General features: G+C 32.5%; 24 protein-coding genes. All 24 read right to left on the minus strand.

Annotation, left to right across the window (positions count from 1 at the left end; all coding sequences use genetic code 11):
- Positions 1-13 precede the first annotated feature (13 nt).
- Positions 14-190 (minus strand): hypothetical protein, encoded by a 177-nt coding sequence (locus DWX91_RS16745; RefSeq protein ID WP_182435094.1) that lies wholly within the window; start codon positions 188-190, stop codon positions 14-16.
- A gap of 8 nt (positions 191-198) precedes the next feature.
- Positions 199-585 (minus strand): hypothetical protein, encoded by a 387-nt coding sequence (locus tag DWX91_RS14290; RefSeq protein WP_118539380.1) that lies wholly within the window; start codon positions 583-585, stop codon positions 199-201.
- Complete coding sequence (locus DWX91_RS16750) at positions 585-734, minus strand: hypothetical protein (RefSeq protein ID WP_182435095.1); 150 nt, start codon at positions 732-734, stop codon at positions 585-587. The genes DWX91_RS14290 and DWX91_RS16750 overlap by 1 nt, the downstream gene beginning before the upstream one ends.
- Positions 735-747: 13 nt before the next feature.
- The gene (locus tag DWX91_RS14295) at positions 748-1113 is read right to left on the minus strand and encodes a hypothetical protein (RefSeq protein ID WP_118539382.1); all 366 of its coding nucleotides are present in this window, start codon (positions 1111-1113) and stop codon (positions 748-750) included.
- A gap of 48 nt (positions 1114-1161) precedes the next feature.
- Entirely contained in the window at positions 1162-1383 is a 222-nt protein-coding gene (locus DWX91_RS14300; RefSeq protein WP_118539384.1) for a hypothetical protein, read from the minus strand.
- 5 nt (positions 1384-1388) lie between these two features.
- Positions 1389-1568, minus strand: coding sequence for a hypothetical protein (locus tag DWX91_RS14305; RefSeq protein WP_118539386.1), 180 nt, complete (start codon positions 1566-1568; stop codon positions 1389-1391).
- 5 nt (positions 1569-1573) lie between these two features.
- Positions 1574-1897, minus strand: coding sequence for a hypothetical protein (locus DWX91_RS14310; protein ID WP_147354419.1), 324 nt, complete (start codon positions 1895-1897; stop codon positions 1574-1576).
- A gap of 44 nt (positions 1898-1941) precedes the next feature.
- Positions 1942-2235 (minus strand): hypothetical protein, encoded by a 294-nt coding sequence (locus DWX91_RS14315; RefSeq protein WP_118539390.1) that lies wholly within the window; start codon positions 2233-2235, stop codon positions 1942-1944.
- Positions 2236-2237: 2 nt separating this feature from the next.
- A complete protein-coding gene (locus DWX91_RS14320) occupies positions 2238-2417 on the minus strand; it encodes a hypothetical protein (protein WP_118539392.1) in 180 nt (59 codons plus the stop codon).
- A 13-nt stretch (positions 2418-2430) separates the two neighbouring features.
- Positions 2431-2802: a hypothetical protein gene (locus DWX91_RS14325; RefSeq protein WP_118539395.1), complete on the minus strand. Its 372-nt coding sequence runs from the start codon at positions 2800-2802 to the stop codon at positions 2431-2433.
- A gap of 18 nt (positions 2803-2820) precedes the next feature.
- On the minus strand, positions 2821-3459 hold the full coding sequence (locus tag DWX91_RS14330) for a hypothetical protein (protein ID WP_118539397.1): 639 nt from the start codon (positions 3457-3459) through the stop codon (positions 2821-2823).
- Positions 3460-3520: 61 nt separating this feature from the next.
- Positions 3521-3760: a hypothetical protein gene (locus DWX91_RS14335; RefSeq protein ID WP_118539399.1), complete on the minus strand. Its 240-nt coding sequence runs from the start codon at positions 3758-3760 to the stop codon at positions 3521-3523.
- A 28-nt stretch (positions 3761-3788) separates the two neighbouring features.
- The gene (locus DWX91_RS14340) at positions 3789-4088 is read right to left on the minus strand and encodes a hypothetical protein (protein WP_118539401.1); all 300 of its coding nucleotides are present in this window, start codon (positions 4086-4088) and stop codon (positions 3789-3791) included.
- Positions 4089-4099: 11 nt separating this feature from the next.
- On the minus strand, positions 4100-4423 hold the full coding sequence (locus DWX91_RS14345) for a hypothetical protein (RefSeq protein WP_118539403.1): 324 nt from the start codon (positions 4421-4423) through the stop codon (positions 4100-4102).
- Between the two features lie 19 nt (positions 4424-4442).
- Complete coding sequence (locus tag DWX91_RS14350; protein WP_118539405.1) at positions 4443-4676, minus strand: hypothetical protein; 234 nt, start codon at positions 4674-4676, stop codon at positions 4443-4445.
- Positions 4677-4695: 19 nt separating this feature from the next.
- On the minus strand, positions 4696-5730 hold the full coding sequence (locus tag DWX91_RS14355) for a hypothetical protein (protein ID WP_118539407.1): 1035 nt from the start codon (positions 5728-5730) through the stop codon (positions 4696-4698).
- 18 nt (positions 5731-5748) lie between these two features.
- The gene (locus DWX91_RS17630) at positions 5749-6435 is read right to left on the minus strand and encodes a hypothetical protein (protein ID WP_243099068.1); all 687 of its coding nucleotides are present in this window, start codon (positions 6433-6435) and stop codon (positions 5749-5751) included.
- A gap of 216 nt (positions 6436-6651) precedes the next feature.
- Positions 6652-6834: a hypothetical protein gene (locus DWX91_RS14365; RefSeq protein WP_118539409.1), complete on the minus strand. Its 183-nt coding sequence runs from the start codon at positions 6832-6834 to the stop codon at positions 6652-6654.
- A 72-nt stretch (positions 6835-6906) separates the two neighbouring features.
- Positions 6907-7116 (minus strand): hypothetical protein, encoded by a 210-nt coding sequence (locus DWX91_RS14370; RefSeq protein WP_147354420.1) that lies wholly within the window; start codon positions 7114-7116, stop codon positions 6907-6909.
- A gap of 35 nt (positions 7117-7151) precedes the next feature.
- The gene (locus tag DWX91_RS14375; RefSeq protein ID WP_118539413.1) at positions 7152-7535 is read right to left on the minus strand and encodes a hypothetical protein; all 384 of its coding nucleotides are present in this window, start codon (positions 7533-7535) and stop codon (positions 7152-7154) included.
- A complete protein-coding gene (locus tag DWX91_RS14380) occupies positions 7535-7900 on the minus strand; it encodes a hypothetical protein (protein WP_118539415.1) in 366 nt (121 codons plus the stop codon). Before DWX91_RS14380 ends, DWX91_RS14375 begins: the two co-directional genes overlap by 1 nt.
- The gene (locus tag DWX91_RS14385; RefSeq protein ID WP_118539417.1) at positions 7887-8381 is read right to left on the minus strand and encodes a hypothetical protein; all 495 of its coding nucleotides are present in this window, start codon (positions 8379-8381) and stop codon (positions 7887-7889) included. Before DWX91_RS14385 ends, DWX91_RS14380 begins: the two co-directional genes overlap by 14 nt.
- A complete protein-coding gene (locus DWX91_RS14390; RefSeq protein WP_118539419.1) occupies positions 8381-8599 on the minus strand; it encodes a YdbC family protein in 219 nt (72 codons plus the stop codon). The genes DWX91_RS14385 and DWX91_RS14390 overlap by 1 nt, the downstream gene beginning before the upstream one ends.
- A 17-nt stretch (positions 8600-8616) precedes the next feature.
- A complete protein-coding gene (locus DWX91_RS14395) occupies positions 8617-8799 on the minus strand; it encodes a type II toxin-antitoxin system HicA family toxin (RefSeq protein WP_118539421.1) in 183 nt (60 codons plus the stop codon).
- Between the last annotated feature and the right edge of the window lie 59 nt (positions 8800-8858).

The following is an 8858-nucleotide window of genomic DNA, read 5'->3' on the forward strand; positions in this document are numbered from 1 at the left end:
TCAGTTCTCCCTTCTAATCTACTAATACTAAATCATAAATCTTGTCTAACCAGTTAAACATCTTATCAGCATCTCCATCATCGAAAACTCCATCCTGTATACATAAACGGATATAATCCTCAATATACCATCTGCCTTTACCTTTCATATTTGCAATAATATAATCTTGGAACTGTTTTAAATTAATCATAGTATCATCTACCTTTCTGAAATATATTTCATAATAAAATCATCTGCTTCTTTTTCAGTCATCATTTCAGACAACCAACAATCACAATTAGAACCAAACTCTCCAAAATCTTCTTCAAAAATACATTCGGCAATAATTTGATTTGATGCATTTCCATATGTTTCTCTTATCTCATCCAGTGAACTATAATAACCAGAAATATAAATTTCCATCATTCCTTGCGTATAATTCTTCAGATCAATCGTTGCGGTTTTCACTAAATATGATTTATCTGGATAATCTTCATCTCCATTACAGGTGTCATAATACAATTTCTCAATAAAACTAAATGTACCATCTGCATTTTCTCTACAATATTGTAAGCAATCATCATCTGTACAATACCATTTACTCATTACACCAACACTCCTTTTCCTGATATAAATATTTTTACTCTATAATCTGGATGTTCTTGTAGTAATTTCATAACATCATTTCTTTTATCATTTGTACAATGTAAAATCACATTTCCATTTCTGTCACAAATATAACTTCTAAATTCCATAATCACATCCCTCCTAGATTAAATTACTAGAAATGTAATTATAAACATTATCTAATGTTGCTCCATAGAAATTCATCTCTTTAAATGCTGTAAACACAGCTTCTTCCAAAAGCTCCCGATCTACAGTTTGATAATCTACATTTTTATCCATGAGATAATAAATAATGTCGCTCATAGAATACTGTTTATTAATCTTGAAAAATTCATCTTTCCTAAGAAATGAGCTATCAATTCTAAAATATTTTCCATTAGAATCTTGCGTTACCCATTTATTTTCAATTCTATAAACAGAAACTATTTCTCCAGCAGCAAAAGCAGTAATATCTCTCATAGCCATACATTCCATGAATACTGTGTTTCTTTTAATTACATTTTCCATCTATATATTCTCCCTTCTAAAAAAAAGAAGTTACTTTCGCAACCTCTCTTACCAGTTATCACATTCTTCTTTTATATTATAAATTTCTTTAATTTCAATTTCGAAATCATCAGGATCATATTCACTGCCTTCAATATCCCAGTCATTCATGTATGTTTCTTTTGCAAACTCGCTTTCTTCTCTTGCTTCTTCTTCGGTTTCATAAGTATAACCTAAATCTGCACTATCTCTTAAAAATCCACCGTCATAAATGATAATATATTTCCACATTTTAATCACTCTCCAATCTCTTCTGCAATTTCTTTTCGCGTTCCTCTCAAAGAACAACCTTCTGTATCATGTTTATTTAAAATATTCCAGATTGCATTTTCTTCGGTTTCAGTAAGATAAAATCCTTCCCAGTAACCAAAATCATTATCTCCATGTTCCATTACAATTCCTACGATTCTATTCATACTAATCACTCTCCCCTTAATGCTTTTTGTACTTTCTTATTGAAATCTCCGTACTTTGCTTTCCATTCAGTAATCATTTCTTCTGTAGGTTCGCCAATCAAGTTGTATCTTTCTTGTCTATATTCTTCTGGATTTTCACAACACTCCGTTACAAATACTGCATTTCCCATCTTACTTGCATCACATCCAAAACCACCTGTTGCAAGTACAATTTGATATTTCGCTTCTCTAAATTCTGACTTGAAAAAATCTGGTTTAATTACTACCAACTTGCCTTCAATATTGTCGCTTAATGGGTTACATTCGCTTCTATCAATTATTGTTTTCATATTCATTTACCTTCCTTTCCTCTAATAAAACGGTTTTTCTTTGCCTAATTATTTGCACATAATTTTTTCATACGTTCTGAGATGTAAATGTCCCAACCATTTTCGATTTCTTTTTCTACAACTAAAAATCCTCTGCTTTCAAAAAATGCCTTTACATCAGAGCATATGGTTTCTGTTGAATGTCTTACATCACGAACTAATCCGTTATAACACATTGCAATTTCTCTTGCCGTATATGCTACAACTCCATATTTACCTAACTTTCCATTGTCAAACATATCTTCCAATGCAAATTTTACTTTTAGCATCCGTTTTGTTTCTGTTTTATTTAGTGTCATAATCACTCTACCTCCTTATTTATCATCTTATCAATCAGCCACTCTACAGACATTCCGTTATGCATTTGCTCTAATTCATCAAATTTCTGTACTGCAATTTCCAACGCTTCTCTCTGTTTATATCCTTTCTTTTGGATCAGGTTTGCAGCTTTTAATACATTATTATACGTTTTTCTTTTCATGATATTTGTCCTTTTACATATATATACAATCAATCACTGTAATTCCAGCGTTTTTGATTATGTTAAAAATACTTTCCTGTTCTTCTGCCTTCTGTTTCTCATTATCATCCATATAACCATATTTTTCATGAAATAATTTGCTTTTGATATTTCTGAAAACATATATAACACCATCCGAGATAATACAATCTTTTATGTCTATTTTTCCGTGTAAACCAAGATTTTTAATCATTTTATAATAATCGATCTGCTTGTTTGCCTGTAAATCATAAAGGCTTATAATGTTTCTAACTACTCCGCAAGTTTTACCTTCTTCATTTTTAATAGTGATACTTGCTTTACTAATCTTTACATTCTTTCCTATACAATCTTTAATTTTCGCCATATCACTCAACCTCTCTTTCTATGCTATCTGCCTCGCTATATCTTCAATGTTTCCATTCATTACAATTACCGCATCTTTGTTATCAGGATGTTCATTCATAAAATCTCTCAATCCTTCAAACTGTTTATTGTCTGCATTTTCAATCATCTGCCTTACATCTTTATTATGCAGCTTAATCAGATAAACCTTTTCATAATACTGCTTGAATAACAGATTTTTCTTTTCACAATACTGCTTAATCAAATCAATCTGTTTTTGTTCCGCTTCTCTGATTACTTCAACCCTTGCCTTCTCATTGGCTTCTGCTTGTTCTTTTCGCTTACGATTTCCAATCAGATGATTAAATAATGAGTTTGTTTCACACAGATCCTTAATAACTGCATTGTCGATGTCATATGCATCAGGATTATCTTTATCAATCCACCATAAGAAATTATCAATCGTCCTATTGAAATTCTCTTCAAAGATACATCTGTTACCAAGATTTCTATTGTAGATTTCCTCTCCGTTTCGCTCAATCCGTAATGATGTATATACATTTTCATCTGGTTTATTATTGTAGATAGTCCATTCATATCTATCCTGTCTGCCATATACGGTTAATCCGTATGCATTGTATAGCTGCTTCTCTTCATTCTTTAAATATAAAAGTCCCATTCTGTTCTCCTTCCATTACAAAAGGCAGACACATTACTGCATCTGCCTTTAGTTACTTTCTTTAATATCCATACTTATTTGCAATCTCATTAATACAATCATATTCTGTCCGGTCTACCTTTCCCTCACAATAAAGCTCATCAGCTTCAATCGCCAGCTCTTCCGACTCACTTTCTGGAACATTGAATTGGCTTTCCAATTCATCCTGCATAAAATTAATCCGTAAGCATCTAGCAGCTTCTAACATTTCCGCCGTTGATAATCTGTATCTTTTTCCGTTTCTTGTAATTGTCGCTTGCATATCCTCACCTCCTGAAATTACAATTTCATTACCAACCACTTAAATGCATTCCTTTGTCTGTATAAATTCTTACCCATCTATATTTATTATCTAAAACATTATCTATACAATATTGTATAGCTTCATCTTCTGTATTAAATTCTTCTGAAATTTGAACAAATTCTTCATTTGTATCATTTCTAACTCTTACATTGTAAGATTCTGCTGTCCTCTCTGCAATAGAGCTAAGACTTTCTATATGCTCTCCCTCCATAGCAAATAACATTGGCTGATAATCTTTATCATGATTATGTCCGTTTGTTCTTTTCATCATTTTTTCATATGACATGTTTATTACACCTACATTTCTTCATTATTATATGTATAATCAAAATCTCCATATTTTAATTCAGACTTAATAATATCTCTTGTTTCTGTTTTCCAATCCTGTCTAAATAGTTTTGCCTGCTCTTTTGGTGTATTTTCTTTGTCAACTAACTTAAATTCTCCATCAACATAAGCGCATCTTGTAGTAACAGATTTATATTCCATATTGCCTTCTTCAATCTCTTTCGAGATTTTCATCTTTAACTTCAGTTGAGATGTGCCAATGAATAAAAGTCTCATACTGGAATACTCTTTCCATTCATTGCAACTATGCAAGTAATATATTTGTTTTGCCATATAATCACACTCCTATCTGCTAATTTTCATACCACTGAAATGCACAATCATACATCATTTTGCCTGTTATCTGGTCTTTAAATGTAGGACAATGCCAAGCCATTCTATAATCATGTGCCTTACACCATTCTTCAATTACCTTTGTTGTAAGCGGTGTTACATATACATATAAGTCAGATCCATACGAAGGATGATACATTTCTTCTTTTGGATAACCTGCTTCAATTAACATTTCCATTAATGTTTTCTGCATAATTCTTCACCTCCATTTCTCATATCAGACAATTATCATAATCATAAATATCTGGATATGTCTGCCTGATTGTGTATTTATTGCCTCTGTTACTTGCAAATACAATTCCTTCTGTTTCCTTGTTGATGAATTTGCAAAGATAATCAACATCTTTTCTGTGATAATTTCTGTTAATAAGAACATCTGCCATATCGGAATATGACTTTTCATAACAGCAATCACAATTGTAAAATTCATTTCCAGTTTTCTTTTTTACATAAAGCAACTTATCCCATTTATTTTTCATAGGGAACTTTTTAATAAGTGCTGCAACCACCTTTTCTCTTGCTGATCTCTGGTCGTACATCGTTCCATAAGTCTTGTCATCAAACCAATTTCCGAGATACATATAAGACTGAATCCATGCTCTATCATTTACCCAAGGTGTATCCCGCATTACATAAGGTGAATCAGTACATACAAACTCGTACCACTCAATACCACAATATTCATGTTTATGTTTTACCTTTGTGAATTGATATTTATGACCTAAATACTCAAACTCTGTATCTGGAATAGGTTCATATCCAATTTCCTTTTCCGCCCAACATCCTGTCCAATTTTCGTCATAATCATTTGCCTTTTCAGGATATAAGTCTGGATCTTTATAAGATAACAACCACTGATTTATTTTCATTGTGGTATCTCCGTTCCAACATTCAGCCCAAAAGTTCTTAGTCAAGTCTTCCGTATTATGCTGAAGCTTTTCCTTTGCCTTATTCCACTCTCTTTTAATTACTGTTTCAAATTTTGGAAGTTTATTTCCATCCGCATTTGAATATCTGATTGCTTCATTTCCATTTTCATCACAACAGATAAACATTACATCATCTGCCATTGGTGCATTTAATTCACAGTAACCAAGCGGATCACATACCGAATACCAAGTTCCCTCATTCCCATATGTATATCTTCCGTAATATCTATGCTTCCCTTCAATTTTTTCAACTGTTTTCCAAAGCTCGACATAATTATCATCTTCGCCTCTATATAACTGAACTTTAATTTCTCTCATATTAATCAACCTACCTTCCTATCTCACATATGGAATATCTTTTCCATGCATATAATTTTCACCTCTAAAACAATCACCACAGTATTCCCAAATTCCTTCATCTACCTTTTTAAATGTGGAATATGTTGTTCTACCTTCTCCATTTTCATCAATTCTGCTTAAACATGGCTCACCAATCTGTGAGCAATCACTTCTCATACAAGCTGGTGGTAATAAATCCATGAAGAAGTCAATCATATCTTCTGTGAAATACTCACCAACTTCATGTGCATCAAGTCCAAAATAGTGTTCTTTATCTACAACTTCCTTTCCCTTGTACATTTTCGGTTCGCTTAATGGAACACCATCATATTCGACTTCTTCAATCACTAAATCTTCATTGAACCATGTATATGATTCATAATGCTTTTTATAAACTTCTGCTGCTTTGCGTGTTGGAAAGATTTGCGGATTACCTGCTGATAATCTATATTCTCCGTTGTAATACACAACTTCATATCCCTTAAGTCCCTTTGTCCATCCTGGAATATCAGTTTCGATTACATAACCTTTATCAACTGACCATTCAGTTGCTTCATAATCATATTCGTCTACAGGTTCACCAACTGTTTTATGCTTGTAGCTTGCACACTCTTCCTTGCCTTTTTCTGTCAATACAAAATGCTTTCCTTTGTCTGCTTTGTACCAATTGTTCCGTAATTCCATAATTAGTTTCCTCCTTGTAATAAAATAGGCAGCTAGGTATTTATTCTCCTGACTGCCTTTAATCTAGTTTTTAACCCTTTCTTTTCTTATAACTCTCCATCCTGCACATGGGGCATCAGCATATTCTCATGCCTTTTTTCCAATCTACGCCATCTCTTATGTGTTCTAATAAATATTTATACATTTACCTTTACTCCTTCCTTAGAAATCTTAGTTTCATAAGTTTTCAATGTCATTCTTTACATTAGCAATATCATCCATCAGATTGTTCATATCGTCATCTTCTCCGTATTCCATATTCTCATGCATATATTTTGTGAGTTCATAGAACATTCTAATTTTCTGTTCATCATTCATTTCATTGAAACATTTCTGCATTTTCTCATTCATTTCTACCATAATTGTTTTCCTCCATTTTTTCTATGAAACACCTAATTCTAACTAATTAGTGCTTTTTTATGAAATTTTAGTTTATTTGCCTGTTGCATCGTGATAATCTTCTTCGTCAATTTCTTCTACATAATCAACATACTTTTCATCTCCATCTTCCTCAAACAGATGATTATCAATGGCATATTGTAACACTTCATCTTCACTACTTACATTTGCCTTAACAAATATAGAATAACCTGCTCCGTCTTTTGTTCCGTCATAATTTATGTGAATATCATAATATCTCATAATATCTACCATCCTTTCTAAAGAAACACACATTTCTACTTCTCTCTTGCTGCATTATTCATAACAATGTCATCAAACCATCTTGCACCAATACTGAATCGTGGTATAACTACAGCCATACTATTTTCCATATCTTCAAGCTTAATTGAAACAATCGTGCAATCATCTGGATATTTATTATTTCCAGTTAACATATACACATCATTCATTGTTTTTCCTTTGATAATATAAGCCGTTTCACTTTTCATTGGTGTATACTGTTTTACCCAATCAATAAATTCAGATATTGAATCTTCTGCAAGTCCCTCCATTGTAAGAGCTGAACCTAAACTTTCTAATTCTTCTAATGTTGTTAATGTTTTAATTTCCATATTCGCTACCTTGCCTTTCCAAAAGAAATATCCATTTACTCTTGCCACTATTCCTCATCTTCTATTCCAAAATATGTTTTTTCTTCATCTGTCATTTCACAGACTTCATCAAAATATTCCATTGCACTTTCTCTATCATTAGAGATAAGCTCGTCTTTAAATAATGTCGCAAGTTCTTCTAATCTGCAACGTGGAATATAATCTGATTCTGTTCTATTTCTGAAACAATCGAGTACTGCTTGTAAATAACTTGCCTTTCTTGCTTCATGCCAATAAGTAAAATATATTCCACTTGACCACTGCTGATCTTCTGGCTGCGTTGGGTCGTAACCGGATGTAACTACATACTGTGTATCACTTTCACTCTGCAATAACGCATGATTGTCTTTCCGTAAAATTTCAATCCATTTCATTTTCTCTTTCCTCCTTGAAATAATACAAATCTTCGATTCTATAAAACAAAACATCTCCATCCCAATCAATCTCTTCGCTGTCAACTGGGAAACCATTATAAATTCCATATTCATTTGCCTTATAAGCTGCGAATCTTAACTCTTCAATTCTTAATACTGAATAAAGAATTTTATCTGTTTCATAATCTCTCACATTATATGGTTTACATCCAATATCAACTGAATACTGTAAACCATTACTTTCACTTACAACTGTAATAGCAAATAAAGTTGTTTCTGTTCTTCTTATTTCGCCATTTGCTTTTTTGATAGTTTTCTGTACTACATCCTCTGGAAGTCCAATTTCCGTTAAAATTCCCGGATCAATGAATACAGTAAGTTTCTTTTTACCCGTAAATTCTTTATGCTCTAAAAAATCCGAATGAGATTTTCTAAACTCTGCAATAGATTTACAAATATAATTTGCTTTTGTATTTTTCATTACTTTTCCCTCTCTAGTAACTCAACCAGTTTCAATGCTTCATCTTTAGTGAATGTGATTCCTTTACCCATCTTGGAATGATCTTCATTCCAATCTCTCATATCATATTTCGCTTCTTTGTCGTTCCACGAAATAAGGTTTAACTCTTTCTTCCAACCTTTCTTTCCTTCAGAAATAATACCGATTGTCTTTTTGATTTCGTATTTAACATCAGCCATAATCTCAACTCTCCCTTCTAAATTCCTAAATTATACTTTTTGCTCAATCCATGAGCCAATGCACCGTTGACTTCTCCGTGTGCTGGTACAGCGATCGTCTGCGTTCGCTTATAGATAACGTGTCCACCCTTTGAACGCTCTTCTCTGAAGCCATTGTCTTGCAACTTCCGTTTAAAATCTTTGTATGGAATATTATTCATACATATATTCTCCTTTCCATTTTATTTGTGAAATAATCACATTGATGTTCCTGATTTTC

It is taken from the genome of Clostridium sp. AF22-10 (assembly GCF_003478725.1).
Lineage (GTDB): Bacteria > Bacillota > Clostridia > Lachnospirales > Lachnospiraceae > Otoolea > Otoolea fessa.

Excerpts from the sequence above, each read along its gene's own strand:
- DWX91_RS16745 (WP_182435094.1), bottom strand. The coding sequence starts at position 190 with ATGATTAATTTAAAACAGTTCCAAGATTATATTATTGCAAATATGAAA.
- DWX91_RS14290 (WP_118539380.1), bottom strand. The coding sequence starts at position 585 with ATGAGTAAATGGTATTGTACAGATGATGATTGCTTACAATATTGTAGA.
- DWX91_RS16750 (WP_182435095.1), bottom strand. The coding sequence starts at position 734 with ATGGAATTTAGAAGTTATATTTGTGACAGAAATGGAAATGTGATTTTA.
- DWX91_RS14295 (WP_118539382.1), bottom strand. The coding sequence starts at position 1,113 with ATGGAAAATGTAATTAAAAGAAACACAGTATTCATGGAATGTATGGCT.
- DWX91_RS14300 (WP_118539384.1), bottom strand. The coding sequence starts at position 1,383 with ATGTGGAAATATATTATCATTTATGACGGTGGATTTTTAAGAGATAGT.
- DWX91_RS14305 (WP_118539386.1), bottom strand. The coding sequence starts at position 1,568 with ATGAATAGAATCGTAGGAATTGTAATGGAACATGGAGATAATGATTTT.
- DWX91_RS14310 (WP_147354419.1), bottom strand. The coding sequence starts at position 1,897 with ATGAAAACAATAATTGATAGAAGCGAATGTAACCCATTAAGCGACAAT.
- DWX91_RS14315 (WP_118539390.1), bottom strand. The coding sequence starts at position 2,235 with ATGACACTAAATAAAACAGAAACAAAACGGATGCTAAAAGTAAAATTT.
- DWX91_RS14320 (WP_118539392.1), bottom strand. The coding sequence starts at position 2,417 with ATGAAAAGAAAAACGTATAATAATGTATTAAAAGCTGCAAACCTGATC.
- DWX91_RS14325 (WP_118539395.1), bottom strand. The coding sequence starts at position 2,802 with ATGGCGAAAATTAAAGATTGTATAGGAAAGAATGTAAAGATTAGTAAA.
- DWX91_RS14330 (WP_118539397.1), bottom strand. The coding sequence starts at position 3,459 with ATGGGACTTTTATATTTAAAGAATGAAGAGAAGCAGCTATACAATGCA.
- DWX91_RS14335 (WP_118539399.1), bottom strand. The coding sequence starts at position 3,760 with ATGCAAGCGACAATTACAAGAAACGGAAAAAGATACAGATTATCAACG.
- DWX91_RS14340 (WP_118539401.1), bottom strand. The coding sequence starts at position 4,088 with ATGTCATATGAAAAAATGATGAAAAGAACAAACGGACATAATCATGAT.
- DWX91_RS14345 (WP_118539403.1), bottom strand. The coding sequence starts at position 4,423 with ATGGCAAAACAAATATATTACTTGCATAGTTGCAATGAATGGAAAGAG.
- DWX91_RS14350 (WP_118539405.1), bottom strand. The coding sequence starts at position 4,676 with ATGCAGAAAACATTAATGGAAATGTTAATTGAAGCAGGTTATCCAAAA.
- DWX91_RS14355 (WP_118539407.1), bottom strand. The coding sequence starts at position 5,730 with ATGAGAGAAATTAAAGTTCAGTTATATAGAGGCGAAGATGATAATTAT.
- DWX91_RS17630 (WP_243099068.1), bottom strand. The coding sequence starts at position 6,435 with ATGGAATTACGGAACAATTGGTACAAAGCAGACAAAGGAAAGCATTTT.
- DWX91_RS14365 (WP_118539409.1), bottom strand. The coding sequence starts at position 6,834 with ATGGTAGAAATGAATGAGAAAATGCAGAAATGTTTCAATGAAATGAAT.
- DWX91_RS14370 (WP_147354420.1), bottom strand. The coding sequence starts at position 7,116 with ATGAGATATTATGATATTCACATAAATTATGACGGAACAAAAGACGGA.
- DWX91_RS14380 (WP_118539415.1), bottom strand. The coding sequence starts at position 7,900 with ATGAAATGGATTGAAATTTTACGGAAAGACAATCATGCGTTATTGCAG.
- DWX91_RS14385 (WP_118539417.1), bottom strand. The coding sequence starts at position 8,381 with ATGAAAAATACAAAAGCAAATTATATTTGTAAATCTATTGCAGAGTTT.
- DWX91_RS14390 (WP_118539419.1), bottom strand. The coding sequence starts at position 8,599 with ATGGCTGATGTTAAATACGAAATCAAAAAGACAATCGGTATTATTTCT.
- DWX91_RS14395 (WP_118539421.1), bottom strand. The coding sequence starts at position 8,799 with ATGAATAATATTCCATACAAAGATTTTAAACGGAAGTTGCAAGACAAT.